The organism is Actinomadura miaoliensis (assembly GCF_039536785.1).
Taxonomy (GTDB): domain Bacteria; phylum Actinomycetota; class Actinomycetes; order Streptosporangiales; family Streptosporangiaceae; genus Spirillospora; species Spirillospora miaoliensis.
The window spans coordinates 28,206-53,065 of sequence record NZ_BAAAZG010000043.1; the positions used below are offsets into that span (position 1 = coordinate 28,206).

The window sequence follows — 24,860 nt, forward strand, 5'->3', positions numbered from 1 at the left end:
CCGGACCTGCATTAGACGAAGACCCCGGAAATCTGTCAAGAACTCCGGATTCGTCGCCGGGCGAACCCTCCACCATGTCCGATCTTCGGGGCAATCCCGGATCAGGCCGCCATGTGAAATCGCCCGGTTCTCCGGTCAGCCGCGGGCGAGCAGGTCCAGGACGGTGGCGGCCGTCCAGGCGAAGCCGGTGGAGCCGTGCCCCTCGCCGGTCAGCGGGTCGACGTACTCGGCGAAGCCCGACCGGGCGGCCGCGCGCAGCATCGAGGCGCGCAGCGCGTCCGCCCGCGCGGTCTCGCCGTGTTCGAGCAGCCCCAGATGGACGAGCCGGCTGATGTTGAACCAGCTCGGCCCGCGCCAGTAGCGGGCGGGTTCGAACGCGTGGCCGGTCAGGTCGTAGCTGGGCACCATGTGCACGCGGCCCAGCCCGAACCGCTCGCCGGCCGCGGTGCGCAGCAGGTCGGCGGCGACCGGCAGCCCGGGCACGGCCAGCGGCACCAGCCCGGCGACGCCGTACTCGCGGATCAGCCCGCCGCCGACCAGGTCGCGGCACAGGAACAGGCCGCTCGGCGCGTCCCACAGCAGGTCCAGCAGCGCCGCGGTGACCTCCTCGGCGCGCTTGCGGTGCGGGGCCGGGTCGGCGCCGACCGCGTCGGCGACGCGCGCCAGGGCCAGCTCGGACAGCACCAGCAGCGCGTTGAACGCCGGGTCCTCGACGGCGAACGCGTGCGGCGTGGCGGCGTCGTCGTAGCCGTGGTCGCGGTAGTCGGAGGCCAGCCGCACGTACCTGCCGTAGTCCAGGTCGGTGGGACGGTCGGCCGAGGCGGCGTGGTCGAGGTCGCGGCGCCGGAACCGGGACGGCGGCACCGGCTCGACACGGGCCAGCGGGCCGTCCCAGCACGGGCTGTTGTCCATGCCCGACTCCCACGGATGGACGATCGCCGCCAGGCCGCGCCCGCCCAGGTCGCGGCGCGTGCCCAGGTAACGGTGCCAGGCGGCCAGCCGCGGATAGGCGCGGGTCAGGAAGCCGCGCCGCCCGGCCTCGGCCGGGTCGGCCCGGAACACCTCCCACGCGGCCAGGGCGTGCACGGGCGGCTGGACGATCCCGGAGGTGCGCACGCCCGGGTACGGCCCCGCGCGCCAGAAGCGCGGGCCGGGGAAGTAGGCGTCCGCCGGGGTCGCCGTGTCGAAGACGATGTGCGGCAGGCGCCCGTCGTCCCACTGGGCGCCCAGCAGCGTCTCCAGCTCGCGTTGCGCCCGGCGCGGCGACAGGTGCCGCAGGCCGAGCGCGATGAACGCCGAGTCCCAGCTCCACTGGTGCGGGTACAGGGTGCGGGACGGCACGGTCGACGAGCCCGTCCAGTTCGTCAGCAGGACGCGGGCGGCGGCCCGGTGCAGGCCGGCGACGTCCGGGGCGTCCGAACGGGTCCCCCGCACGGTCGCGGAGAAGCTCACGGCGCCGCCCTCCCCGGCCGAAGCGACGCCCGCCGCAGGAAACCGGGGACTGACGCCATGGCCTCCTCCGGCTCGTCGGGGACCCGGCCCTCGACCGCCAGGTCGCCGTCATAGCCGGCCGCGTCCAGGGCGCCGAGCAGCACCGGCCAGTCGAGGTGGCCGGCGCCCGGCTGCAGGCGGTTGGAGTCGCTGAGGTGCACGTGCCCCAGCCACGGCGCCGCCGCCAGGACGGCCGCGGCGGGGTCGGCCTCCTCGATGTTCATGTGGAACGTCCCGGCGGCTACGCGCACCGAGTCGAGCCCCACCTCGCGGACCAGGGCGACGGCCTGCTCCAGCCGGTTCACCGTGGGGTGCTCGTAGCGGTTGAGCGGCGCGAGGAACAGCGTGACGCCCTCCTTGGCCGCGTGCTCGCCGAGCTCGGCCACGATGTCCGGGAACGGTCCACGGTCACCGGCCCGGCCGTCCGGGGACGGCGGCGTGAGGACCGGGGTGACGACCCCGGCCCCGCCCAGCTCGGCGATCACCGACAGATGCGTCCTGACCCGTTCGGCCGCGTCCCGCCACGGCCCCGGATCGGGCGTCCGCGGCGGCGTCCCGGCGCACACGGTGCGGATGACGACCCCCTCGCGCGCCGCCGCGCGCAGTTCGGGCAGGCGGTCGCGCGGCTCGCCCGGTGCGCACAGCTCGATCGCCGCGTACCCGGCCCGGACGGCGAAGTCCCAGCGGTGCCGGAGGGTGCGTCCGGGCAGCAGCCGCTCCTGGCATGAGATCCGGTCCACGTCAGCACTCCAGCACGTTGCGCGGCGCGCGTCCGGCGGACTGGACGACTCTTTCCACGGGCACCCCTTCACGCGCCACTATGGCGCGGTCATCCGGCCGTAGTTGTCGCGTTTCGACCGAGAAGATCCTGACTTATGTCTTGTCGTAACACATAAGTAATGGTTCCATGCCCTCTACGGCAAGTCGGCGGCGGCCTTGTGGCCGACCCTGGACGCGGGAGGAGACCGATGCACGGGACACGGCGGGCGGGGCTGAGGAGGACGCTCGCGGCGGCACTGGCCGCGGCGCTGTGCGCGGCCCTGCTCGCGGCCTGCTCCGGCACCGGCCGGGGCGACGGCCGCACCATCACGGTGTGGAGCCTGGAGAACGTCACCGAGCGGGCCCGCATCACCCGCGGCATCCTGGAGCGCTTCACCCGCGACACCGGAATCCGGACGCGGCTCGTCACGGTCGACGAGGGCCGGCTCAGCCAGATGATCATGGCGGCGGCCGCGGCCGGGCGGCTGCCGGACGTGATCGGCGCGGTGCCGCTGGCGTCGGTCCGGCAGATGGCCGCGGGCGAGCTGGTCGACACGGCCGCCGCCGGACGGGTCGTCGACCGGCTCGGCGCGGGCACGTTCAACCGGCGGGCCCTGGAGTTCACCCGTGACGGCGGTCGGCAGCTCGCCGTGCCCAGCGACTCGTGGACGCAGCTGATCGTCTACCGCAGGGACCTGTTCCAGCGGGCGGGCCTGGCCCCGCCGGACTCCTACCAGAACCTCCTGACGGCCGCCCGCACCCTGCACCGCCCGGGCCTTAACGGGATCTCCCTGGCCAACGACCCCTCCGACCCGTTCACCCAGCAGAGCTTCGAGGACCTCGCGCTGGCCGGCGGCTGCCACCTGACCGGCCGCGACGGCGACGTCGCGCTCGACACCCCGCCCTGCCGCGCCGCGTTCTCCCTGTACGGGGAGCTGAGCGGCAGGTTCTCGGCGCAGGGCGCGCAGACCGTCGACTCCACCCGCGCCACCTACTTCGCCGGCCGCTCCGCGATGATCATCTGGTCGTCGATGCTGCTGGACGAGCTGGCGGGCCTGCGCGAGGACGTCCTGCCGAGCTGCCCCGAGTGCCGCGCCGACCCGCGCTTCCTGGCGAGGAACAGCGGCGTGGTCACCGCGATCTCCGGGCCGGGCGGCTCGGCCCAGTACGGCGAGGTGACCTCATGGGTGATCACCCGGACGGCGCACACCGCGTCCTCGGAACGGTTCGTCCGGTACATGTTCGACGAGGGCTACGCCGACTGGTTCGGCATGGCGCCCGAAGGCAAGGTCCCGGCGCGCAACGGCACGCCCTCCGATCCGCGGCGCTTCCAGCGGCAGTGGGAGGCGGCCAAGGCGCAGGGCACCGCGCCGCTGTCGCAGATCTATCCCAAGGAGACGATCGACCAGGTCCGGTACGGCGTCGACCGGATGCAGCGCTGGGGGGTCCTGCAGAACCAGGGCGTGCTCGTCGGCGCCATGATGGGCGAGCTTCCGGTGCCCAAGGTGCTGGCGGCCCTGGCGTCCGGGCAGACCGACGCCGCCGGGGCCGCCCGGCAGGCCGACGGCGACGTCGCCGAGATCCGCAGCTCCCTCGAATGACCCGCCCCTTCGCGATTGGTGAGGTTGACCGATGACGACCCAGCTCAGCCCCTCGCGCGGGGCCCCGCCCGGCGACGGCGGCACCGGAGCGCCGCCGCGCGGCCGCCGCACCCTGGCCGCCCGTGAGAACCGCGCCGGGCTCGCGTTCGTCTCCCCCACGCTCGTCGTGGTGCTCGTCGTGGTGGTGGTGCCGATCGCGTGGACGGTGCTGCTGGCCTTCCAGCGGTCCCGGCTGGTCGACATCCACGACGGCGGCCTGTTCGGCGACTGGACGCTGCGCAACTTCACGCAGGTGTTCTCCTCGTCGGGGTTCTGGAGCTCGCTGGTCACCACGCTCGTCTACGCGGTCGGCGGCACCGTCGGCTCGATCGGGCTCGGCCTGGTCGCGGCGCTGGCGCTGCGCCGCCCGTTCCGCGGGCTGGGCCTGCTGCGCGGCGCGATGCTGCTGCCGTACGTGGCGCCGGTGGTGGCGGTGACGTTCGTCTGGGAGATCATGCTCAGCCCAGAGTTCGGGGTGGTGAACGCGTGGGGCCGGTCGCTGTTCGGCTGGGACCGGCCGATGGACTTCCTCGGCCGCCGCGAGGCCACGCTGTCGCTGCTCGGGCTGGACGTCCCCGTCCCGGTGGCGCTGCTGACCGTGATCGCGTTCGAGACGTGGCGGTACTTCCCGTTCGCGTTCCTGTTCCTGCTGGCCCGGCTGCAGGCGGTGCCGCCGTCGCTGGAGGAGGCCGCGATGGTGGACGGCGCCACGCTCACCCAGCGGTTCCGGCACATCCTGCTCCCGCAGCTGTGGCCGGTGATCGCGCTGCTGGCGGTGCTGCGCTTCATCATGACGTTCAACAAGTTCGACGACGTCTACCTGCTCACCGGCGGCGGGGCGGGCACCGACGTGGCGGCGGTGCGGGTGTTCAACTTCCTGACCGCCCGGTTCGACGTGGGCGCCGCCGCCGCGCAGGCGCTGGTGCTGGCGGTGCTGCTGGCCGTGCTGCTCGGCGTGTTCGGCCGGTTCGTCGCGGCCCGGCACCAGGAGGAGGAGGGACGTTGAGGCAGGGCATGACACGGGCGCGGTTCGAGGAGCGGCTGTTCGGCGCGCTGCGCCTGGTCGTGATCGCCTTCCTGGCGGTCATCGTGCTGTTCCCCTTCTGCTACATGGTGCTGCTGTCGGTCAAGCCCATCGACCGGCTGCTGCTCGACCCGGGACGCCTCTGGGTGGACGCGTCGGAGTTCACCCTCGACACCTACCGGGACGTGCTGCGCTCGGTGGACGACGGCGGCCAGGGCTTCCTGCTGTTCCTGCGCAACTCGGCCCTTGTCTCGCTGGGCGCGCTGGCGCTCAGCCTGGCCGCCGCGGTGCCGGGCGCGTACGCGGCGGCGCGGCTGCGCTTCTTCGGCCGCCGCCAGATCAGCACGCTGTTCTTCGCGGTGTACCTGTTCCCGGCGACGCTGCTGGCGGTGCCGCTGTTCGTCATGTTCGCCAAGATGGGACTACAGGGCAGCCTGGTGGGGCTGGCGATCGTGTACGTGGCGCAGACCGTCCCGGTGTCGGTCTACATGCTGCGCAACTACTTCGCCACGATCCCGGTGAGCGTGGAGGAGGCCGCGGCCCTGGACGGCTGCTCGCGGCTGCGCACGATCTGGTCGGTGGTGCTGCCGCTGGCCGCGCCCTCGCTCATGGCCACCGGCCTGTACGTCTTTATGATCGCCTGGAACGAGTTCCTGTTCGCGCTGCTGTTCCTGGCGGCCGACCCGTCGCGGTGGACGGTCCCGCTGGGGCTGCAGCAGCTGTCCGGCGGGATCGAGGTGCCCAAGACGGTGCTGATGGCCGGGTCGGTGGTGCTGACCGTCCCGGTGGTCGCGCTGTTCTACGCGGTGCAGCGCATGCTCACCGAGGGGCTGACGACGGGTGCCGACAAGGGCTGAGGCCTCGGAGGGGGAGCCATGACGGGTGGTGCGGCGCCGGCGACGTCGGGGCAGTTGCTGGCGCTCGTCCGCGGCGGGCGGGCCCGCACCCGCGGCGAGCTCCAGGCCGTCACCGGCCTGTCGCGCTCGACGCTCGGGCAGCGCCTCGAACCGCTGCTGCAGGCGGGGTGGCTGCGCGAGTCGGGCGTGGCCTCGTCGACGGGCGGGCGTCCCCCGACCCGCCTGGTGTTCGCCGAGGACCACGCCGTGGTGCTCGCCGCCGACCTGGACACCACCCACGCCCGCGCCGCCGTGCTGGACCTGGGCGGGCGCCCGCTGGCCGAGCACACCGGGCCGCTGCACATCGCCGACGGGCCGCAGCGCGTCCTGGACGAGCTGAGCGTGTGGTTCACCGGCCTGCTGCACTCAGCCGGACGCGCTCCGGGCGAGGTCTGCGGCATCGGCGTGGCCGTCCCCGGGCCGGTCGAGTTCGGCACCGGCCGGGTCGTCGAGCCGCCGATCATGCCCGGCTGGGACGGCTACCCGATCCGCGAGCACCTGCGCCGCTCGTTCGACGTACCGGTGCTGGTCGACAACGACGCCAACCTCATGGCGCTCGGCGAGCAGTCCGCCGCCCACCCCGGCTGCCGGGCGTTCGTCCTGGTCAAGGTGTCCACCGGGATCGGCGCCGGGGTGGTGGTCGACGGCGCGGTGTACCGGGGCGTGGACGGCGGGGCGGGCGACATCGGCCACATCCGGCTGCACGACAGCGAGGCGCGCTGCATGTGCGGCATGCACGGCTGCCTGGCCGCGGTCGCCAGCGGCGGCGCCCTGGCCCGGCGGCTGACCGCGCTCGGCGTCCCGGCCGAGTCGGGCGCGCGCGTGCGCGAGCACCTGCTGGCCGGGCGTCCCGAGGCGGTGCGGCTGGCGCGCGAGGCCGGACGCCGCGTCGGCGAGGTGCTCACCACCGTCGTGTGCACGCTCAACCCCGGCATCCTGATGATCGCCGGGGACCTCGCCGAGACCCACTTCGTCACCGGCGTCCGCGAGACGCTCTACCAGCGGGCCCTGCCCCGCGCCACCCGCCACCTGCAGGTCCTCACCGGCACGCTCGGCGAACGCGCCGGCACCCGCGGCGCCGCCGCCCTGGTGGTGGAGCACCTGTACTCCCCCGTCGAGGCCGACGCCCGCCTCGCCGCCCGCCGGTGAACCGCGCGGAGCCGTCCTGAACCGCGCGGAGCCGTCCGCGCTCCCGTCAGGACGGGTCGGCCGAGGCTCGGCGCAGGAGCAGGTCGCGTTCGCGTTCGTTGCCGGTGAGCGCGGCGGCGCGGTGGAACTCCGCGCGGGCCTCGTCGGGACGGCCGAGGCGGCGCAGGAGGTCGCCGCGGACGCTCGGCAGCAGGTGGTAGCCGCTCAGGGCCGGTTCGTCCTTGAGGGCGTCGACGAGTTCCAGGGCGGCGGCGGGGCCGTGCGCCATGGAGACGGCGACGGCCCGGTTCAGCGCGACCACCGGCGAGGGGGCGAGCGCGATCAGCCGGTCGTAGAGGGCGGCGATCATGGCCCAGTCGGTGTCCTCGTAGCGGACGGCGCGGGCGTGGCAGGCGGCGATCGCGGCCTGCGTCGAGTACGGGCCCCGGCCCGCGCGGGTCAGGGCGTCCAGGCCGCGCAGGATGAGCATGCGGTTCCAGCGGGTGCGGTCCTGGTCGGCCAGCAGCACGGGTTCGCCGTCGCGGCCGGTGCGGGCGGCGATGCGCGATGACTGCAGCTCCAGCAGCGCGGCCAGACCGTGCACCTCGGGTTCGCGTGGCATGAGGCCCTGCAGGACGCGGGCCAGGCGCAGCGCGTCCTCGCACAGCCCCGGGCGGACGAGGTCGTCGCCGGACGTCGCCGAGTACCCCTCGTTGAAGACCAGGTAGATGACCTCCAGCACCGACGACAGGCGCGCGTCCCGGTCGGGGCCGTAGGGCACCTCGAACGGCACCCCCGCCTTGGCCAGGGCGCGTTTGGCGCGGACGATCCGCTGCGCGACGGCGGGCTCGGAGGCCAGGAAGGCGCGGGCGATCTCCTGCGTGGTCAGCCCGCCGAGCAGCCGCAGCGTCAGCGCGATGCGGGCGCGCGTGGACAGCACCGGATGGCAGGCGGTGAAGATCAGCCGCAGCAGGTCGTCGTCGATGTCGTCGGGGTCGGCGGGCGGGCCGGGCGGCGGCGCGTCCGCCAGGGTCCGGCCGACCTCGGCGAGCTTGCGGGCGTAGGTCTCCCGGCGGCGGACCAGGTCGATGGCGCGGTGCTTGGCGGTGGCCATGAGCCAGGCGCCCGGGTTGTCCGGGACGCCCGACTCAGGCCACTGTTCGAGGGCGGCGACCAGCGCGTCCTGCGCGATCTCCTCGGCGATGCCCACGTCCCGCACGATGCGGGCGACACCGGCGATGATCCGCGCGGACTCGATCCGGAAGACCGCCTCGACCGTCTGCCCCGTGTCCGTCACGACCACCCATCACAGCAGGCGGCGGGCGCACGGGCAACCGGTCAGCCCTGCTCGATCTCCCGCACCTCGGCGGTGAACGACCAGTGCTTGGGATGGGTGCGCAGGAACCGGCGGGTCCACTCCAGGGCCTCGGCCCTGTCCTTGCACTGCATGATCGCGTACCCGCCGACGACCTCCTTGGTCTCGGTGAACGGCCCGTCGGTCTGGCCGACCTCGCCGCCGGACCAGGTGAGCCGGGTGCCCTGGGCCGTGGGCGTGAGCCCGGCGGTGTCCAGCATGACCCCGGACCTGGTGAACTCCTCGAACAGCTCGCCCACGCGCTGCTCGAAACCGGGGTCGGGCTCCATGTGGGGCATGGCCTGCTCGTCCATGTGGATCAGGACCATGTATCGCGGCATGACGGCTCCTTCGTCGCTCCGGACGGCGGAGGCTCTCCCCGCCGTCACCTGTGCGTCGAACGGGCGGCGGCCGGATCGACACGTCCCCGGAAAAAATCAGCGGGCCTGCGGGGCGGGGCGGCTGGAGGCGCGTTCGACCAGGGTGGGCGCCAGGCGGCGGGAGCGGGGCGTGCCCCCCTCGATGAGCCTGATGATGGACGCGGCGGCGGCGCACCCCATCTCGCGCATGGGCGAGCGGACGGTGGTCAGGGACACCGGCAGGTCGGCGGCGATCGACACGTCGTTGTAGCCGACGACCGAGACGTCCTCGCCGACCCGCAGGCCCGCGGCGCGGATCGTGCCCATGGCGCCGATGGCGGCGAAGTCGTTGACCGCGTACAGGGCGGTGGGACGCGGGTCGAGCGCGAGCAGAGCCTCGGCGGCGCGCCGCCCGCCCTCGGCGTCGAACGGCGAGGTCAGCACGTACTCGTCGGGGACGGGCACGCCCGCCTCGGCGTAGACCTCGCGGAACCCCAGGGTGCGTTCGACGCCCGTGGACGCGTACGGCTGACCGGCGATGATCCCGACCCGGCGGTGGCCGAGGGCCAGCAGGTGCCGTCCGGCCAGGCGGCCGCCCTCCAGGTCGTCGCAGGTGACCGACACGGCGCCGGGCAGCCGCCGGGACGTCAGCACCACCTTGACGCCCTGTTCGCGCAGGTCGTGCACCAGGTCGGAGTCGGTGCGGGCGTCGCCGAGGATGAGGCCGTCCACGCGCATGCCCAGCAGCGTCTCGGTGCGCAGCCGCTGGGTGGCGATGTCGTCGCCGCTGTTGGCGACGACGGTCTGGTATCCGGCGGCGGCCGCGCCCTCCTCGATGCCCTCGTAGATCGTGGCGAGCACGATGTCGGTCAGGCGCGGGACCACCACCCCGATCATGCGGGAGCGTCCGGTCCGCAGGCTGGTGGCCGCCGGGTGGGGGGCGTAGCCGAGCTCGGCGGCCACGCGGCGGATCCGCTCGGCGGTCTCCTCGCCCACGCCCTCGCTGCCCCGCAGGGCCCGCGACACGGTGGTGGTGTGCACGCCGGCGGCGCGCGCCACGTCGGACAGCCGGGGTCGGTCGGGCAAGGGGATCTCCTTCGGGCGGACGTCCCTCCACATTGTGGCCGACGGCGACGTCGCCCGTTACGCCCCCTATGCGGCGGTGTTAATTCCGTGTTCCGGCCCCGTTCAGGGGGTTGACGTGCGCCGTTGCGGTCTCCACTATGTACGCAATCGTTAGCGCAAACGTTAGCGAACTCGGGGAGGGTGTGTGCGTCAACTGATCCTGGTGGGGACCGGCGGGACCATCGCCACCACCGACGCGCCGGGCGGCAGGCGGGTGGGCGTGTCCACCGCGGACCTGCTGGCGGCGTCCCGGGCCGTGTGGACGGACCCGGACGTGCGCGTCGAGGTGCGCGAGCTGCGCCGGACGGTCAGCTTCGCCGCCTCGGTCGCCGACGCGCTGGCACTGGCCGCCGAGGTGCGCGACGCGGCCCGCGCCGCCGACGGCGTCGTCGTCACGCACGGCACCGACACGCTGGAGGAGGTCGCGTTCCTGCTGGGCCTGGCGCACGACTCGGCCGTGCCGGTGGTGCTGACGGGGGCGCAGCGGCCGTTCGGCGACCCCGCCGCGGACGGCCCGCGCAACCTGGCGGCGGCGCTGCGCTGGGCCGCGTCCGACGCCGCCCGCGGCACCGGCGTGACGGTGGCCTTCGACGACCGGGTGTGGCCCGCCACCGGGGTCCGCAAGGTCAGCACCCTGTCCCTGGCCGCGTTCGCCGCGCCGGGACGCGGCCCCCTGGCCCGGGTGGACGAGGCGGGGGTGCGGCCGCACGCCGTCCCGGCGCTGCCCCGGCCGCTGCTGACCGGGCACCACACCGACCTGCCGCGGGTCGACGTCGTCCCGCAGTACCTCGGCGCCGACGCCACGGCCGTGCGCGCGGCCCGGGACGCGGGCGCCCGGGGCGTCGTGATCGCCGGGTTCGGCGCCGGGAACGCCACCCCGGAGACGACGGCCGCGTGCCTCGACCTGCTGCGGGAAGGCATCCCGGTGGCGGTCGCCAGCCGCGTCGGCGAGGGCGCCGTGGTCGGCCTCTACGCCGGGGGCGGCGCCGACCTGGCCGCCGCGGGGGCGCTGTTCGCCGGGGACCTGTCGCCCTGGCAGGCGCGGCTGCTGCTGGCGGCGGCCATCGCGGACGCCCCGTCCGCGTCCCCGGCGGTGGTGGCCGGGCGCTGCGAGACCTGGCTCGTCGAGGCGGGGGCGCTGAGCCGCCCCGCGTCATCCGTGCGGTCCCTGACGACCGAAACCGTCTGAGAGAGGGAGATCATGGCAAAGGAAATCCTGGTCGCGTACGGCGTGGACGTCGACGCGGTGGGCGGCTGGCTCGGGTCGTACGGCGGGGAGGACTCCCCCTGCGACATCTCACGCGGCCTGTTCGCCGGCGAGGTCGGCGTGCCGCGCCTGCTCGAGCTGTTCCGCCGGTACGAGCTGCCGTCCACCTGGTTCTGGCCGGGCCACTCGATCGAGACGTTCCCCGGGGAGTTCGACGCCTGTGTGGCGGCCGGGCACGAGATCGGCGCGCACGGCTACAGCCACGAGAACCCGATCGCGATGAGCCGGGCGCAGGAGGCCGCGATCCTGGACCGCTCCATCGAGCTGATCGAGGGCCGCGCCGGCCGGCGCCCCACCGGCTACGTCGCGCCCTGGTGGGAGTTCTCGCCGGTCACCAACGAACTGCTGCTGGAGCGCGGCATCAAGTACGACCACTCCCTGATGCACCGCGACTTCGAGCCGTACTACGTCCGCGTCGGCGACTCCTGGACGAAGATCGACTACGACCGGCCGGCCGAGGAGTGGATGCGGCCGCTGGAGCGCGGCGAGGAGACCGCGCTCATCGAGATCCCCGCGTCCTGGTACCTGGACGACCTGCCGCCGATGATGTTCGTCAAGGCCAGCCCGAACAGCCACGGCTTCGTCAACCCGCGCGACATCGAGCAGATGTGGCTGGACCAGTTCGACTGGGTCCACCGCGAGTGCGACTACGCGGTGTTCACGATGACGATCCACCCGGACGTGTCGGGCCGTCCGCAGACCCTGCTCATGCACGAGCGCATCATCGAGCACATCAACCGGCACAGCGGCGTCCGCTGGGTCACCTTCGACGAGATCGCCGACGACTTCGCCCGGCGCAACCCCCGCTGACCCGCCCGCCCGGCGCGGATCCGCCCCGTCCGCGCCGGGTCCCGTACCGCCCCGTTCCCCGCATCTCCGTGGCTCAGCGGCGAGTCACGCCCTCCCTTCCCTCCTCCCTGTCACGAAGGCTGCCCATGTCCGGAAACTCCGTGTCCCTGCCCCCCGGGGGCGAGCCGCTCGCCCCGGCGGCCGTGCGCCGCGTCTCCATCGTCTGCTTCTTCGCCTGGGTGTTCAGCGTCTTCGACTACACGCTGTTCGGCACCCTGCTGCCCGCCATCTCCGACGACTACGGCTGGAGTTCCAGCACCGCCACGAACGTGTCCACCTGGATCACCCTGGGCACGTTCGTCGTCTCCCTGGCCGTCGGGCCGATGCTGGACCGCTGGGGCCGCCGCAACGCCCTGGCCGTCACCACCGCGGGCGCCGCGGTCGTGTCCGGGCTGACCGCGCTGGCGGGCGGCAAGCTGTCCATGATCCTCATCCGGGCGCTGTCCGGCCTGGGGTACTCGGAGGAGGTCGTCAACAGCGTCTACCTGAACGAGGTCTACGGGAACAACCGGCGCCGCGGTTTCATGTACAGCTTCGTGCAGTCGGGCTGGCCGGTCGGCGCGCTGCTGTCGGCGCTGGTGTCGGCGGTGCTGCTGTCCACGCTCGGCTGGCACGGGGTGTTCCTGATCGCCACCTTCCCGGCCCTGGTGATCGTCGTGCTGGTGCGGCGGCTGCCGGAGTCGCCGACGTTCGTCAACCTGCGGCGGGTGCGCGAGCTGCGCGCCGAGGGCCGCGAGTCCGAGGCCGTCGCGCTCGCCCGGGCGGCGGGCGTCGACACCGGCGAGGCGGGCAGGCTGCGCGACATCTTCACCCCGCGGCTGCGGCGGCACACCCTCTGCCTGTCGGCGGCGTGGCTGCTGAACTGGATGGGCATCCAGGTGTTCTCCGTGCTCGGCACCACCGTGCTCACCGAGGCCAAGGGCGTGTCGTTCGACAGCGCGCTGCTGGTGCTGATCCTGGCCAACGCCGCCGGGTTCGCCGGGTACATCACCCACGGCTACGTCGGCGACCGCGTCGGCCGCCGCACGACGATCATCGTCGGCTGGCTGCTGGGCGGCGTGGCCATGACGCTGATGCTGGTGGGCCCGTCGTCGTCGGCGTTCGTCGTCCCGCTGTACATGCTGGGCCTGTTCTTCCTGCTCGGCCCGTACGCGGCGCTGCTGTTCTACATGAGCGAGTCCTACCCGGCCAAGGTGCGCGGCATCGGCCCGAACACCGCGCACATCATGGGCCCGATCGGCGCGATCGCCGGGTCCGCGGTGCTGTCGGTGCTGCTGGGCTCCGAGCTGTCGATGGGGACGGCGGCGTTCTTCGCCGGCGCCGTGGGGATCTTCCTGTCCGGCGTGGTCATGCTCGGCACCCGCCGCGTCGACCAGGACCTGCGCCGTCCGGCCGGGCGGCCCGCCCCCGCCGGCACGCCGGCGGCGTAACGCGGCTTCGGGGCCGGGCCCGCCCGGCCCGGCCCCGCCACCAACCAATCGCGAGGAGCTGTACCCATGACGAAAGTCGCCGTGATCAGCGGCGGGGCCAGCGGCATCGGCCGCGCGCTCGCCGCCGCCTACGCCCGGGCGGGCGTGGTCAGCGTGATCGGCTACTACCCCGGCGACCCGCACGACCCGCAGGTGGTCGTGGACGAGGTGGCCGCGCTGGGCGGCCGGGCGGTCGCCGTGCCCGCCGACGTGCGCGACTCGGCGGCGGTCGAGGCGATGGTCCGCACCGCCGTCGACACCTTCGGGCGCCTGGACATCGCGGTGGCGGCCGCGGGCGTCCTGCGCCGCGCCCCGCTCGCCGAGCTCACCGACGAGCGCTGGGACGACATGCTCGGCGTCGATCTCACCGGCGTGCTGCGGGTGTTCCGCTCCGCCGCCGCGGCGATGGAGCAGGGCGGCGCGATGGTCGCCATCTCGTCCATCGCCGGAGGCGTGTACGGGTGGGACGACCACGCCCACTACGCGGCGGCCAAGGCGGGCGTGCTGGGGCTGGTGCGGTCGCTGGCGGTGGAGCTGGCGCCGCGCGGCATCCGCGTCAACGCGCTCATTCCCGGGCTGATCGAGACGCCGCAGTCGCTGGACGAGCGCAACTCGCTCGGCCCCGAGGGGCTGCGCGCGGCCGCCCGGGGCATCCCGGCGGGACGGGTGGGCCGCGCGTCGGAGGTCGCGACCGCGATCCGCTTCCTGACCTCCGACGACGCCGCCTACGTCACCGGCCAGCAGCTCGTGGTGGACGGCGGCCTGACCGTCCGGTTCCCGGACTGACCCCTCTGGAGGAAGACATGACGGTCCTCAACGGACGCCGCGCCCTGATCACCGGGGCCGCCAGCGGCATCGGCGCCGCCATCGCCCGCGCCTACGCCGAGGCCGGTGCCGCGCTGGCCCTGGCGGACCTGGACGCCGACGGGCTGGCGGCGGTCGCCGGCGAACTGCCCGCGGGCGCCGCCGTCACCCGTCACACGGTGGACGTCAGCGACGCGGCCGCCGTCCGCGCCCTGGCCGGGGAGGCGATCGACGCGCACGGCGGCATCGACGTGCTGGTCAACTGCGCGGGCATCCTCAGCGAGGTGCCGCTGGTCGAGATGGAACCCGCCACCTGGGACCGGCTGCTGGAGGTCGACCTGCGCAGCGTGTTCCTGTGCTGCCGCTACGTCGTCCCGCACATGGTCGCGGCGGGCGGCGGCCGGGTCATCAACGTGTCGTCCCAGCTCGGGCTCAAGGGCGGCGAGGGGCTGACGCACTACTCGGCGGCCAAGGCCGGGGTGATCGGCTTCACCAAGGCGCTGGCGCGGGAGGTGTCGCGGCACGGCGTGCTGGTCAACGCGATCGCGCCCGGCCCGATCGTGACGCCGCTCATCGACGGGCTGAGCCCCCAATGGCAGGCGGCCAAGGAGGCCGAGCTGCCGCTGGGCCGCTTCGGCAGGCCGGAGGAGGTCGCGCCGACCGCCGTCCTGCTGGCCTCGGACCCGGGCGGCAACCTCTACACCGGGCAGACGCTCGGCCCCAACTGCGGCGACGTGATGCCGTAGGCGCGCCGTGTGCGGAATGTGCGGCTCGGCCGCCACCTGGACGGAACGGATCGCCCCGTTGGACGGGGGCGGGGCGATCCGGCGGCAGCGCGCGCTGGCCGCCCTGCTGGCCCGCGCCCCGTCGCCTCGCCTGCGGCGCGTGAAGGCGGCCCCGTGGCCGGGCGGCGGCTGGCGCCTGGCCGCCCCCGACGGCCTGCGCTTCGCCCGCTCGCTGGACGAGGCCGTGGCCACGATGACCGGCCGTTACGGCCCGCTGGTCGCCGCCGAACCCGGCGACGCGTCCACGACGGCGCGCCTCCCGGACGACGCGTCCGGTCACGCCCTGGCGGTATGGGCCGCCGCGCTGCGCCACGCCGGATTCTCCGCCACGATCACGACCGCGCGGTTCACGCTGACGGTGACCCCGTCCGACGTGCACGTCGTCCCGTGCGGTTCCGGCCCGCCGCCGGAGACGGCGTGCGTCGCGGCCACGGCCGGAGCGCGGAGCCTCGCCGGTTGGCTGGAGGTGGCCGCGGGGCTCAGGGGGCGGCGAACCGGGCCAGGAACGCGGTGATGCGGCGCCAGGCCTCGGTGTCGGCGTGCGGGGCGTGGCCCGGACGTCCCGTCCGGTAGAAGCCGTGCCCCGCCTCGGGGAGCAGCACGACGGAGGCGTGGGGGCCGGACGCGGCGGCGGCGAGGCGCAGCCGTTCGGGGGCGTCGGGCGGAAGCCGCCGGTCGTCGCGGCCCAGGACGCCCAGCCAGGGCGCCCGGCGGTCCGCCACGAGCAGTTCGAGGGGCGCCATGCCGGCCCAGGGCGCGTGTTCCACGCCGCTGGGGCTGACGGCGACCGCGCCCGCCAGGTCGTGGTGGGCGGCGGCCCACGTGGCCAGGTAGCCGCCCATGCTGAATCCGAGCACGGCGGGGGCGGGCATGCCCCGGCGTCCGGTCAGGTAGTCGCGGGCGCCCGCGATGTCCGCCGCCAGGCCTTCGGCCGTCAGCCGGGTCATCTCGCCGCGCGCCACGGGCAGTTCCGTGGCGTCGAACGCGGGGCCGCCGTGCTCGTAGTAGAGGTACGGCGACACCGCGAGCCAGCCGCCGCGGGCGAGGCGGCGGCACGCCTCCTCGGCGTAGTCGGTCACGCCGAACACGTCGTGCAGCACGATGACCGCGCCGCGCGGGGCGCCCACGGGCTCCCGCACGAACAGCGGGGCCGCGGTCTGCAGGACGTACCGCCCCCTGTTGGCCGGGCCGTGGGAGAGGTGGTGTTCGCCCATCAGCGCCCCTTGGGAAGGGCGACGGGCGGCACGAACGGCACGGGGGTGGGGCCGACGGCGGTCACGTCCACTTCCAGCAGGTAGGGCTGGCGTGCGGCCACGGCCTTGGCGAACGCCTCGTCGAATTCCTCGGCGTGCTTTACGAGGGCGTACGGCATGGCCGTGGCCGCGGCGAGGGCGGAGAAGTCGGGGGTGAACAGGTCCACGCCCGACCGGCGTCCCATGTGGGCGTCCTGCATGTTGCGCAGGACGCCGTAGCCGCCGTCGTTGAACACCAGGAGCACCAGCCAGGGGCGTTCCTGGGCGAGCGTGGCGAGTTCCCCGAGGTGCACCGACAGGCCGCCGTCCCCCGCCATGACCAGCGACGGCACGTCCGGACGGGCCAGCGCGGCGCCGATGCCCATGGCCAGGCCCTGCCCGATGCCACCGCCCAGGGGGAACACGTTGGTGGCCGGGTCCAGGATGGGCAGGAGCCGGTTGCCCCATTGGCTGGAGGGGATCGTCACGTCGCGCGCGATGGGCGACCGCGGGTCGAGGTGCCGGCGTATGGCGTCGCAGATGAGCGCGTACGGGCCGATGTCGGCGCGCAGCTTCTCCCGTACCGCGCGCCGTGTCGCCACGCCCCGCTCGCGCCAGCCGTCCTCGGTGGCCGGAGTGACGGCGTCGGCGAGCGCGGCGAGCACGCGGGACGCCTCGCCGCGGACTCCGAGCGTGACGGGGTAGGCGCGGCCCAGCGCGGCGGGGTCGACGTCTATCTGCACGTGGCGTTCGGGCAGCGCGAGCTTGTAGTGCCGGGTCTCGTTGGAACGGAAGTGCGTGCCGATGCTCAGCAGGAGGTCGGCGTCGGCGAGCAGCGGCGCGGCGGCGGGGCTGGTCGCGAAGTTCCCGATGACGAGATCGTGGTCCTCGGGGATGGAGCCTCGTCCGGCATTGGACGTGAAGACGGGGGCGCCCAGCAGCTCGGCGAGCGCGCGCAGCGGCTCCCCCGCCTCACGGGCGCCGCCCCCGGCCCAGATGACGGGACGGCGGGCCGAGCCGACCAGGCGCACCGCCTCGTCGAGTCCCTCCTCCGGCAGGGCCGGCGGCCGAGGGCGTTCCCGCGGGCAGGCGTGTTCCTGCGGCTGGGGGGCGTACTGGAGGTCGATGGGCCATTCCACGCTGACCGGGCCGTGGGGCAGGGCGAGGGCCTTCCGGGCGGCCTCGCGGAGCACCGTTCCGGCGGTCTCGGCGGACGTGACGGCGGCGGCGTGCTTGGAGACGGCGGTCAGCATGCCGAGCTGGTCCTTGGTCTCGTGGATGACGCCGCGTCCCTGGCCGAGGTAGGGGCTGTCGATGTTGCCGGTGACGTGCAGGACGCGGCTCCCGGCCGCCAGCGCCTCGATCATCGATCCGGCGGCGTTGCCCGCGCCGGTCCCGGTGCTGGTCAGCGCGCAGCCCAGGCCGCCGGAGGCGCGGGCGTGGCCGTCGGCGGCGTTGACCGCGGCGGCCTCGTGCCGCACGGCCACGAACCGCAGGTCCCGCGCCACCGCCTCCACCAGCGGCAGGTTGTGGACGCTGACGACCCCGTACACGGTGTCGACCCCGTGCTCGCGCAGCACCCGCACGAGCAGGTCCCCTCCGTCAGGGATGCCGTCGGGACCGCCGGGGGCGCGGTCGCGGGCTTGGTCGGGAGCGTGGTCAGGCATAGCGGGCGACTCCTCCGCCGACGTCCAGGGACGATCCGGTGATGTACGAGGCGCGCGGCGACAGCAGCGCGACGATGGCGTGGGCGACCTCCTCGGCCCGGCCGAACCGGCCGAGCGCGATGCCCCGTTCCGCGGCGATGCCCGCCGACCACTCCTCGTAGGAGGCGTCCGTGCCCGAGGACTCGTAGCGGCGCCGCCACTGGCCGGTGTCGATCAGGCCGAGGCAGACGGAGTTGACGCGGATCGGCGCCAGGTCGGCGGCGAGGGTGCGGCTCAGGTTGAGCAGGGCGGCGCGGGCGGCCGAGGTGGCGGCCAGCCGCGGTTCGGGCTGGCGCGCCAGGATCGCGTTGACGTTGACGATCGCGGGCGCGTCGGAGCGGCGCAGGTGCGGCTCGGCGGCGCGCACCGTGTGCAGCACACTGAAGATCTTCAGATCGAGTTCCGCGCGCCACTGCTCGGGCGTGGTGGCGGCGACCGGCGCCATCAGCGAGCGGCCCGCGTTGTTGACCACGCCGTCGAGGCGGCCGAGGTCGGCGGCCGCGCCGTCGACGAACGCGGCGACCGCGTCGGCGTCCAGCACGTCGCAGGCGCGGGCGTGCACCCGGGCGCCGCCCGCGCGCGGCAGCGGGTCCAGCGCGGCGGCGAGGCGGTCGGCGTCGCGGGCGCAGGCGGCCACGTGGGCGCCGTCGGCCAGCAGCAGCGCGGCGGTGGCCAGCCCGACGCCGGAACTGGCGCCGGTGACGGCGTAGGCCCGTCCGGCCAGGCCGAGATCCATCGTTCTCCTCAGGCGTGCGAAAAATGGGGGGCGGAGATCAGGTGAAGACGAAGCCGCCGTCGACGACCAGGGTCTGCCCGGTGATGTACGAGGCGGCGTCCGACAGCAAGAACAGCACGGCGCCGGTGAGGTCGCCGGGCCGCTGCGGCCGGGTCAGGGCACGGTTGAGGCGGTACAGCTCGTGCCGCTCCTCGGGGATGCGCTCGGCCGCCTCGCCCAGCGTCAGGCCGGGCGCGACCGCGTTGACGGTGACGTCGGAGGGACCGGCGTCCCGCGCCATCGCCCGCGTCATCCCGACGATGGCGCTCTTGGACGTGACGTAGTGCGCCAGCCGCGGCGACCCGTAGAACGCCGCGTCGGACGCGAGGTTGACGATGCGGCCGCCGGGGCGGCGCAGCAGCGGCCACAGCGCCCGCGACACCAGCCAGGTCCCGCGCACGTTGACGTTCATCACCGCGTCCCACTGGGCCACGTCGATGTCGTGGAACGGCCTGCCGCCCACGCCGTCGGCGAGCGCGGCGTTGTTGACCAGGGCGTCGACCGGTCCCAGGGGTTCGAGCGCGGCGGCCAGCGCGGCGACGGACGCGGCGTCGGCCACGTCGGTGTCGACGCGGTGCGCCTCGATGCCGTCGCCGGTCAGGGCGGCGACGGCGGACGCGGCCCGGTCGCCGTCGCGTTCGGCGACCACGACGCGCGCCCCGGCCTCGCCCACCGCCCGCGCGATCGCCAGGCCGAGGCCGCGGCCGGCGCCGGTGACGACGACGAGCCGTCCGGCCAGGTCTCCGATCACTGCTCCACCTCCCTGAGGAACCGCAGGACGACGCGGTTGAACTCGTCCGGCCGCTGCTGGTTGGCCACGTGCCCGGCGCCGGCCAGCACCTCCAGGCGGGCGTGGGGAAGGGCCGCCGCGATGGCCTCGCTCTCGGCCGGTCCCGTCACGGTGTCGCGGTCCCCCACGACGACCAGGGCGGGGACGGTGAGCGCACCGAGCACGTCGCTGTGGTCGGTGTCGGCCATCGAGGCGGCCGCATAGGCGTAACCGGGCAGCCTGACCGACCGCGCCATCGCGGTCACCACCCGGTCCACCAGCTCGGCGGGGGCGTCGGGCGACACCAGGCGCGGCCCGCGCCGCGCCGCGAACTCCTCGGGGCCCAGCCGCTCCAGGTCGGCGGCGCGCGCGAGCATCGCCTCCCGCCCCTGGGGGGTGCGGCCGGAGCCGCGGGAGGAGCCGACCAGCACCAGCGACCGCACCAGCCGGGGATGCTCGGCGGCCAGCCGGGTGGCGATCACCCCGCCCCACGACACGCCCACGACGTGCGCGCCCCCGGGGATCAGGGACGCGGCGGCCGCCGCGTACCCCGACATCCCCGGCGCCCGCGCGGGGTCGGCCGAACGCGCGTAGCCCGGCGCGTCCCACGCCACGACCCGGTGCCCGGCGGTGAACGCCTCCATCTGCGGGTCGAACGAGCCGGCGCATCCGCCGATCCCGTGCAGCATCAGCACCGGCGTGCCGCCCGTCCCCCGGACGACGGTGTGCGGCCTCACCGGAACGCCCCGCTGGGCGCCGCCAGGTCGCCGATGGCCCGCAGCACCGCGTACGGGACGACCTGGCTGGTGGTCGGGTTGTCGGGGGACGGCCGGTTGCGGATCTCGAACCGGTACTCGCCGGCCGCGCCGGACGCGGTGATCACGTGGGAGGTGAGGGACGCGGCCGGGTCGGCCACGACCACGGCCTCCACCACGTCCCAGTCGCCCACGGCCAGCGCCACGGCCGCCGCCACGTTCGTCGACCTGGGGAAGGCGGCGGCGATCTCGCGGGCGGGGCCGCGCCGCACCTCCAGCGGCCGGTCGGTCGCCCGCACCCGGTCGGCCTCCGCCGCGCTCATCCAGGGCTGGACGAGTCCGGCGGGCTTCTTGGTGGTGACGATCCGCACCGTCTCGAACGGCCCCATGCGGGCGGCCGAACGCAGCATGTCCAGGCCGCCGACCGCGCCGGACACCAGGTGCACCCGGCCGTCGCCCGCCCCGTGCAGACGGGCGAGCAGCGCGTCGTCGGTGAGCGCGCCGACCGACACGACGAGCAGGTCCCGGCCGGCCGCGACGACCCGCGGGCCGACGTCGGCGAGCACCGCCTGCCCGGCGGCCTCCACGACCAGGTCGGCCGCGGCGAGGGCCTCCTCCAGCGACATCCCGGGCAGGCCGCGCGTGCCGTTGGGGTCCACCACCCCGGCCAGGCGGGCGCCGACGACCTCGCCCTCGTGCAGGGCGCGGGCCACGACGCCGCCGATGGCGCCGCACCCCACCACCGCGACGGAGATCACTTCTGCCACCACCCTCCCGGGTCGGGGATCCCGGCCATGTGGCGGCGCACGTCCTTGGACGGCGGGCCCGCCGTGCCCCACAGGTCCGACAGCTCGGGGACGCGCCGCCACACCCGGCACAGCCAGGCGTCCTCGTCGACCTGCTCCACCTCGGAGGTGTACTCGCACACCAGCCCGGCGGGGTCGGCGAAGTAGGAGAAGGTGTTGTTGCCGGGGCCGTGCCGTCCCGGTCCCCACAGCGGCGTGACGCCGTGGTGCCGCAGCCGCCCGATGCCGCGCATGAAGTGGTCGACCGACGGCAGCTCGTAGGCCACGTGGTTCACCGAGGTCCACTCGGCCTGGTTGAACGCGATGACGTGGTGGTCGCTGTTGCAGCGCAGGAACGCCATCTGGTGCTCGGACCAGTCGGAGATCCGCATCCCGAGCACGGTGGTGTAGAACGCGCAGGCCGCGTCGATGTCGACGGTGTTCAGCACGACGTGCGCGACCTTGCGGGGCACGGCCTCGCGGCCGCCGGGGTCGCGCGGCGCGACGGCCTCCACGTCGGCCGACAGCTCGATCAGCCGGTTCTCCGGGTCGGCGAACCGCAGCCCGTACCCGCCGCCGGCCTGGTCGAGACGGCCCGGCCCGGCGAGCAGCGGCACGCCCAGCGCCTCCAGCCGCCGCGCCGCCTCGTCCACCTCGCGGGGCGTCGCCACCGAGAACGCGATCTTGCCGAGGGCGTTGCGCTCGGCCTGGCGCATCTCCAGGATGTGGTGCTCGGGGCCGGTGCCGCGCAGCCACGCCACGCCGTCGTCGTGCTCGACCGGCTCCAGGCCCCACACGTGCTGGTAGAACTCGGCGGCCCGGCGGGCGTCCGGCGACCGCAGCGCCACCGACCGCAGCGTCCGCAGCCGCGCGACCGGCCCGGCGACCACCGCGCCGGCCGCCCGGGACGTGGTGCTCACGCGCGCACCTCCCGGCGTCCGGCGCCGGCGCGTTCCTGCCGGGCGGCGAGCTGCCGCGTCGCCTCCGAGCGCATGATCCGCCGCAGCCGGACCAGGGCCAGGTCGTGCTGGTAGAGGTTCTCGCGGTCCCAGGCGTCCAGCGGCATGGCCTCCTCCATCTGGCGGTCCTGCTCCAGGACGGCCCAGTGCCGCGCCTCCAGCCGCGTCTTGTACAGGAAGCGCCAGGCGTCCCGCTCCCAGCCCTGGACCCGGCGGCAGCGCCAGAAGAACGCCGCGTGCTGGGTCTCGTTGATGGGGGTGGCGGTGCACACGATCCGGAACGGGCCGCCGGGCCCGGCCGTCGCCGGGTACGGGATCTCCAGCCGCACCCAGTACATGCCGGTGTCGATCCACTCCGACCAGTCGAAGTTGACGCCGACCTGGTCGGTCTTCTCGAACACGAAGCCGGTGTCGGTCTCGCGGATCTGGAACACCGCCTCGCGCCTGCCGCCGGACATGGTGTGCGACTTGCGGTGCAGGAACGCCCCGTGCATCGGGTCCATGAGGTTGTCCAGCGAGTACAGCCACGGCGCGTCCCACTCGACGTAGGCCAGGAAGTGCTCCCACTCCACGTCGGCGATCTCCAGCGGCGGGACGAACGGGACCGGGCCGGCGTCCTCCGGGTCGCCGAACCACGCGAACACCGCGTCCGCGTGCTCGGTGGCGGGGAACGTGCGCAGCCGCCGCTTGCCCTCCAGCGCGCACCCGGGACTGCCGGGCACCGACACGACCACGCCGTCCGCGTCGACCTGGACGCCGTGGTAGTTGCAGGCGACCCGGTCGCCCATGTGGACGCCCTGCGACAGGCGCGCCCCGCGGTGCGGGCAGCGGTCCTCCTGGACGTGCACCGTGCCCGCCGAGTCGCGCCACAGCAGCAGGTCCTCGCCGAGCCGGCGCAGGCGGGTCAGCTGGCCGCGCCGCACCAGGTCCGAGCGGCACAGCGCGTACCAGCGGTTGCGCGGGCCGAGCCGGACCAGGCCGTCGACGGTGTCGAGCGCGGGGTTGCCGGACGGGTGCGTCATCGCGTCTGCTCCTTCACGCCCAGCCGGGCGATCTCCGCCCGGAACGACTCCTCGGTCCAGTCGGCGCCGTCGGCGGGCCGCACGCCGGTCTCGTTGAGCGCGGCGACCAGGCCCGGCAGGTCGTGCACGCCACGGCCGAAGATCGCCTCCAGCTCGTCGGCGAGCGCCTCCTCGTAGCTGGTCGGCTCGTGCGCGCGGGCCTGTACCGGCTCCAGCCGCAGGGCCATGGTCATCTCCTAAAGGTCCAGGACGAGTTCGGGGGTGCGCGACCGCGAGACGCACAGCAGCATCGAGCGGCCCGCGGCCCGTTCCTCGTCGGTCAGCAGGAAGTCGCGGTGGTCGGGCTCGCCGGCCAGCACCCGCGTCTCGCAGGTGCCGCAGATGCCCTCCTCGCAGGAGGACGGCACGTCCAGCCCGCCCTCGCGCAGCGTGTGCAGGATCGACGTGCCCGGCCGGACGGTGAAGCGGCGGGTGCCGCACACCACGTCGAACGGCTCGTCGGCGCCGCAGGCGGCGGGCCGCTCGGGGGCGCGGAAGCGCTCGACGCGCAGCCGGGACGGATCGTCCACCGCGGCCTCGACGGCGGTCAGCAGGGGCTCGGGGCCGCAGCAGTAGACCAGCGCCCCGGCGGGCAGGCCGGCGAGCGCCCGGCCGATCGCCGCGCCGACGTCGGGCGGGCCGCCGCGTTCGTCGTCGGCGTGCAGCTCGACCCGGTCGCCGAGCCGCGCCAGCCGGCCGGTGAACGCCATGCGTGCGCGGGACCGGCCGCAGTACAGCATCCGCCAGGGGGCGCCGCGGGCCGCCAGCGCCTCGGCCATCGGCAGCAGGGGCGTGACGCCGATGCCCCCGGCGATCAGCAGGTGGGCCGGGGCGTCCTGCAGGGCGAAGGTGTTCTTCGGCCCGTCCACCTCGATGATCTCGCCGACCCGCAGCCGTTCGTGCACGTAGGCGCTGCCGCCCCGGGACGCCGCCTCCCGCTGCACCGCCACCGTGTAGCGGCCGCGGTCGGCCGGGTCGCCGCACAGCGAGTACTCACGGGCCGTGCCGCCGGGCAGCCGCAACGTCAGGTGCGCTCCGGGCTCCCAGCCGGGAAGGTCCCTCCCCTCCCGGCCGCCCGGCTCCCGCGGGTCGGCGAACTCCAGCCCGACGACGCCCTCCGCCAGCCAGGTGGAGCGGATCAGCCGCAGCCTCATGGGTCAGTCCCGCGTGATGCCGTGCATCGGCGAGGTCGGCGGGTAGGTCGGCAGCTGCGGCTTGCGCGCCCCGATGATCACGCAGAACAGCGCGTCGTCCGCGCCGATGTTGCGCAGGCTGCGCGGCACGCCGGCCGGGACGCGGATGAGGTCGCGGTAGCCGAGGACGCGGCTGGCGGTGCGGGTGCCGTCCTCGACGTCGTGCACGGTGACCTCGAGCGTGCCCTCCAGGACGAAGAAGACCTCCTCGACGTCGTGGTGGGTGTGCTCGGGGCCGATCGCCCCGGCCGGGAGCCGCATGTTGGAGAACGTGAAGTGCTCCGAGGGCAGGATGCGGTTGTCGGCGGAGTGGTCGCCGGTGGCGCCCGAGCCGATGTAGCGGATCTGCGCCCGGCGGAACCGGTCCCCGGCCTTGGCCTGGAAGGCCAGGGTGTCCCAGTCCTCGTAGCGGCTGTCACGGGTGGCGATGCACGAGTCGATCAGCTGTTCCAGGTCGACCCGTGCGGCGGACTGCTCGGTCACCACGGACCATCTCCCCTCTGAACTGGGAAAATTATCTGAGCACCAAGATTAGTGCTGATTTGTTTTAGCACTAAGATGCTTGCCGCCGCAATACCCCGCCACGCCGGTCGCCGGCCCCGAGCGCCGCGGACCGGCCGAGGCGGGCGGGCGCGGGACCGGGCGCACGGCCGCCGAAGCACTAGGATTCCTCTT

The 24,860-nt window shown here is 74.6% G+C and carries 26 protein-coding genes; 10 read left to right on the forward strand and 16 right to left on the reverse strand.

Features of this window, described 5'->3' with window-relative positions; all coding sequences use genetic code 11:
- Positions 1–135: 135 nt before the first annotated feature.
- Together ABD811_RS27970 and ABD811_RS27975 are read right to left on the reverse strand one after the other, a co-directional pair.
- Positions 136–1,452 (reverse strand): MGH1-like glycoside hydrolase domain-containing protein, encoded by a 1,317-nt coding sequence (locus ABD811_RS27970; protein ID WP_344953598.1) that lies wholly within the window; start codon positions 1,450–1,452, stop codon positions 136–138.
- On the reverse strand, positions 1,449–2,231 hold the full coding sequence (locus ABD811_RS27975) for a sugar phosphate isomerase/epimerase family protein (protein ID WP_344953601.1): 783 nt from the start codon (positions 2,229–2,231) through the stop codon (positions 1,449–1,451). Before ABD811_RS27975 ends, ABD811_RS27970 begins: the two co-directional genes overlap by 4 nt.
- Before the next feature lie 228 nt (positions 2,232–2,459).
- On the opposite strand from ABD811_RS27975, the gene ABD811_RS27980 reads away from it, so the two are divergent.
- The 4 genes from ABD811_RS27980 to ABD811_RS27995 are packed head-to-tail and all read left to right on the forward strand — an operon-like array spanning position 2,460 to position 6,959.
- Positions 2,460–3,851 carry an ABC transporter substrate-binding protein gene (locus ABD811_RS27980; protein WP_344953604.1) on the forward strand — a complete coding sequence of 464 codons (1,392 nt, stop codon included), beginning with the start codon at positions 2,460–2,462 and terminating at the stop codon, positions 3,849–3,851.
- A gap of 31 nt (positions 3,852–3,882) precedes the next feature.
- Positions 3,883–4,896 carry a carbohydrate ABC transporter permease gene (locus ABD811_RS27985; protein WP_344953607.1) on the forward strand — a complete coding sequence of 338 codons (1,014 nt, stop codon included), beginning with the start codon at positions 3,883–3,885 and terminating at the stop codon, positions 4,894–4,896.
- Positions 4,897–4,904: 8 nt separating this feature from the next.
- Positions 4,905–5,771, forward strand: a complete 867-nt coding sequence (locus ABD811_RS27990) for a carbohydrate ABC transporter permease (RefSeq protein ID WP_344953610.1) — start codon at positions 4,905–4,907, stop codon at positions 5,769–5,771.
- A gap of 18 nt (positions 5,772–5,789) precedes the next feature.
- Positions 5,790–6,959: an ROK family protein gene (locus ABD811_RS27995; RefSeq protein WP_344953613.1), complete on the forward strand. Its 1,170-nt coding sequence runs from the start codon at positions 5,790–5,792 to the stop codon at positions 6,957–6,959.
- A 46-nt stretch (positions 6,960–7,005) separates the two neighbouring features.
- Here ABD811_RS27995 and ABD811_RS28000 read toward each other — a convergent pair whose 3' ends face one another.
- The 3 genes from ABD811_RS28000 to ABD811_RS28010 form a co-directional block, all read right to left on the reverse strand.
- A complete protein-coding gene (locus ABD811_RS28000) occupies positions 7,006–8,235 on the reverse strand; it encodes an RNA polymerase sigma factor (RefSeq protein ID WP_425549470.1) in 1,230 nt (409 codons plus the stop codon).
- Positions 8,236–8,276: 41 nt separating this feature from the next.
- Complete coding sequence (locus ABD811_RS28005) at positions 8,277–8,633, reverse strand: YciI family protein (protein ID WP_344953619.1); 357 nt, start codon at positions 8,631–8,633, stop codon at positions 8,277–8,279.
- 96 nt (positions 8,634–8,729) lie between these two features.
- A complete protein-coding gene (locus ABD811_RS28010; RefSeq protein WP_344953622.1) occupies positions 8,730–9,737 on the reverse strand; it encodes a LacI family DNA-binding transcriptional regulator in 1,008 nt (335 codons plus the stop codon).
- Positions 9,738–9,921: 184 nt separating this feature from the next.
- On the opposite strand from ABD811_RS28010, the gene ABD811_RS28015 reads away from it, so the two are divergent.
- The 6 genes from ABD811_RS28015 to ABD811_RS28040 all read left to right on the forward strand — a co-directional run bounded on the left by ABD811_RS28015 (position 9,922) and on the right by ABD811_RS28040 (position 15,464).
- Positions 9,922–10,965 (forward strand): asparaginase, encoded by a 1,044-nt coding sequence (locus ABD811_RS28015; RefSeq protein ID WP_344953625.1) that lies wholly within the window; start codon positions 9,922–9,924, stop codon positions 10,963–10,965.
- 12 nt (positions 10,966–10,977) lie between these two features.
- A complete protein-coding gene (locus ABD811_RS28020; protein ID WP_344953628.1) occupies positions 10,978–11,853 on the forward strand; it encodes a polysaccharide deacetylase family protein in 876 nt (291 codons plus the stop codon).
- A 125-nt stretch (positions 11,854–11,978) separates the two neighbouring features.
- The gene (locus ABD811_RS28025) at positions 11,979–13,322 is read left to right on the forward strand and encodes an MFS transporter (RefSeq protein WP_344953631.1); all 1,344 of its coding nucleotides are present in this window, start codon (positions 11,979–11,981) and stop codon (positions 13,320–13,322) included.
- Positions 13,323–13,388: 66 nt separating this feature from the next.
- On the forward strand, positions 13,389–14,147 hold the full coding sequence (locus ABD811_RS28030) for an SDR family NAD(P)-dependent oxidoreductase (RefSeq protein WP_344953634.1): 759 nt from the start codon (positions 13,389–13,391) through the stop codon (positions 14,145–14,147).
- A 17-nt stretch (positions 14,148–14,164) separates the two neighbouring features.
- On the forward strand, positions 14,165–14,911 hold the full coding sequence (locus ABD811_RS28035; protein ID WP_344953636.1) for an SDR family NAD(P)-dependent oxidoreductase: 747 nt from the start codon (positions 14,165–14,167) through the stop codon (positions 14,909–14,911).
- Between the two features lie 58 nt (positions 14,912–14,969).
- Positions 14,970–15,464 (forward strand): hypothetical protein, encoded by a 495-nt coding sequence (locus ABD811_RS28040; RefSeq protein ID WP_344953638.1) that lies wholly within the window; start codon positions 14,970–14,972, stop codon positions 15,462–15,464.
- Here the strand turns inward: ABD811_RS28040 and ABD811_RS28045 are convergent.
- Genes ABD811_RS28045 through ABD811_RS28095 form a run of 11 tightly spaced genes read right to left on the reverse strand, consistent with a single transcriptional unit; the run spans position 15,430 to position 24,668 of the window.
- Positions 15,430–16,164 (reverse strand): dienelactone hydrolase family protein, encoded by a 735-nt coding sequence (locus ABD811_RS28045; RefSeq protein WP_344953640.1) that lies wholly within the window; start codon positions 16,162–16,164, stop codon positions 15,430–15,432. The two genes, ABD811_RS28040 and ABD811_RS28045, sit on opposite strands and share 35 nt — an antisense overlap.
- The gene (locus ABD811_RS28050) at positions 16,164–17,849 is read right to left on the reverse strand and encodes a thiamine pyrophosphate-binding protein (RefSeq protein WP_344953643.1); all 1,686 of its coding nucleotides are present in this window, start codon (positions 17,847–17,849) and stop codon (positions 16,164–16,166) included. The genes ABD811_RS28045 and ABD811_RS28050 overlap by 1 nt, the downstream gene beginning before the upstream one ends.
- Entirely contained in the window at positions 17,842–18,624 is a 783-nt protein-coding gene (locus tag ABD811_RS28055) for an SDR family oxidoreductase (protein ID WP_344953646.1), read from the reverse strand. Before ABD811_RS28055 ends, ABD811_RS28050 begins: the two co-directional genes overlap by 8 nt.
- Positions 18,625–18,661: 37 nt before the next feature.
- The gene (locus ABD811_RS28060; RefSeq protein WP_344953649.1) at positions 18,662–19,414 is read right to left on the reverse strand and encodes an SDR family oxidoreductase; all 753 of its coding nucleotides are present in this window, start codon (positions 19,412–19,414) and stop codon (positions 18,662–18,664) included.
- A complete protein-coding gene (locus tag ABD811_RS28065; protein ID WP_344953652.1) occupies positions 19,411–20,169 on the reverse strand; it encodes an alpha/beta fold hydrolase in 759 nt (252 codons plus the stop codon). The genes ABD811_RS28060 and ABD811_RS28065 overlap by 4 nt, the downstream gene beginning before the upstream one ends.
- Positions 20,166–20,954, reverse strand: a complete 789-nt coding sequence (locus tag ABD811_RS28070; protein WP_344953655.1) for an aspartate dehydrogenase domain-containing protein — start codon at positions 20,952–20,954, stop codon at positions 20,166–20,168. Before ABD811_RS28070 ends, ABD811_RS28065 begins: the two co-directional genes overlap by 4 nt.
- Positions 20,942–21,892, reverse strand: a complete 951-nt coding sequence (locus ABD811_RS28075; RefSeq protein WP_344953658.1) for a VOC family protein — start codon at positions 21,890–21,892, stop codon at positions 20,942–20,944. Before ABD811_RS28075 ends, ABD811_RS28070 begins: the two co-directional genes overlap by 13 nt.
- Positions 21,889–22,953, reverse strand: coding sequence for a Rieske 2Fe-2S domain-containing protein (locus ABD811_RS28080; RefSeq protein WP_344953660.1), 1,065 nt, complete (start codon positions 22,951–22,953; stop codon positions 21,889–21,891). Before ABD811_RS28080 ends, ABD811_RS28075 begins: the two co-directional genes overlap by 4 nt.
- Positions 22,950–23,186, reverse strand: a complete 237-nt coding sequence (locus ABD811_RS28085; RefSeq protein ID WP_344953663.1) for a recombinase-like helix-turn-helix domain-containing protein — start codon at positions 23,184–23,186, stop codon at positions 22,950–22,952. Before ABD811_RS28085 ends, ABD811_RS28080 begins: the two co-directional genes overlap by 4 nt.
- A 3-nt stretch (positions 23,187–23,189) precedes the next feature.
- Positions 23,190–24,146 carry a PDR/VanB family oxidoreductase gene (locus tag ABD811_RS28090; RefSeq protein WP_344953666.1) on the reverse strand — a complete coding sequence of 319 codons (957 nt, stop codon included), beginning with the start codon at positions 24,144–24,146 and terminating at the stop codon, positions 23,190–23,192.
- 3 nt (positions 24,147–24,149) lie between these two features.
- Positions 24,150–24,668: a cupin domain-containing protein gene (locus ABD811_RS28095; protein ID WP_344953669.1), complete on the reverse strand. Its 519-nt coding sequence runs from the start codon at positions 24,666–24,668 to the stop codon at positions 24,150–24,152.
- Between the last annotated feature and the right edge of the window lie 192 nt (positions 24,669–24,860).

What these genes read in the sequence shown, in the direction of transcription:
- ABD811_RS28035 (WP_344953636.1), top strand. Translation starts at nt 14,165, where the DNA reads ATGACGGTCCTCAACGGACGCCGCGCCCTGATCACCGGGGCCGCCAGC.
- ABD811_RS28030 (WP_344953634.1), top strand. Translation starts at nt 13,389, where the DNA reads ATGACGAAAGTCGCCGTGATCAGCGGCGGGGCCAGCGGCATCGGCCGC.
- ABD811_RS28050 (WP_344953643.1), bottom strand. Translation starts at nt 17,849, where the DNA reads ATGCCTGACCACGCTCCCGACCAAGCCCGCGACCGCGCCCCCGGCGGT.
- ABD811_RS27995 (WP_344953613.1), top strand. Translation starts at nt 5,790, where the DNA reads ATGACGGGTGGTGCGGCGCCGGCGACGTCGGGGCAGTTGCTGGCGCTC.
- ABD811_RS28045 (WP_344953640.1), bottom strand. Translation starts at nt 16,164, where the DNA reads ATGGGCGAACACCACCTCTCCCACGGCCCGGCCAACAGGGGGCGGTAC.
- ABD811_RS28080 (WP_344953660.1), bottom strand. Translation starts at nt 22,953, where the DNA reads ATGACGCACCCGTCCGGCAACCCCGCGCTCGACACCGTCGACGGCCTG.
- ABD811_RS28005 (WP_344953619.1), bottom strand. Translation starts at nt 8,633, where the DNA reads ATGCCGCGATACATGGTCCTGATCCACATGGACGAGCAGGCCATGCCC.
- ABD811_RS27990 (WP_344953610.1), top strand. Translation starts at nt 4,905, where the DNA reads ATGACACGGGCGCGGTTCGAGGAGCGGCTGTTCGGCGCGCTGCGCCTG.
- ABD811_RS28020 (WP_344953628.1), top strand. Translation starts at nt 10,978, where the DNA reads ATGGCAAAGGAAATCCTGGTCGCGTACGGCGTGGACGTCGACGCGGTG.
- ABD811_RS28090 (WP_344953666.1), bottom strand. Translation starts at nt 24,146, where the DNA reads ATGAGGCTGCGGCTGATCCGCTCCACCTGGCTGGCGGAGGGCGTCGTC.
- ABD811_RS27980 (WP_344953604.1), top strand. Translation starts at nt 2,460, where the DNA reads ATGCACGGGACACGGCGGGCGGGGCTGAGGAGGACGCTCGCGGCGGCA.
- ABD811_RS28055 (WP_344953646.1), bottom strand. Translation starts at nt 18,624, where the DNA reads ATGGATCTCGGCCTGGCCGGACGGGCCTACGCCGTCACCGGCGCCAGT.
- ABD811_RS28085 (WP_344953663.1), bottom strand. Translation starts at nt 23,186, where the DNA reads ATGACCATGGCCCTGCGGCTGGAGCCGGTACAGGCCCGCGCGCACGAG.
- ABD811_RS27985 (WP_344953607.1), top strand. Translation starts at nt 3,883, where the DNA reads ATGACGACCCAGCTCAGCCCCTCGCGCGGGGCCCCGCCCGGCGACGGC.
- ABD811_RS28025 (WP_344953631.1), top strand. Translation starts at nt 11,979, where the DNA reads ATGTCCGGAAACTCCGTGTCCCTGCCCCCCGGGGGCGAGCCGCTCGCC.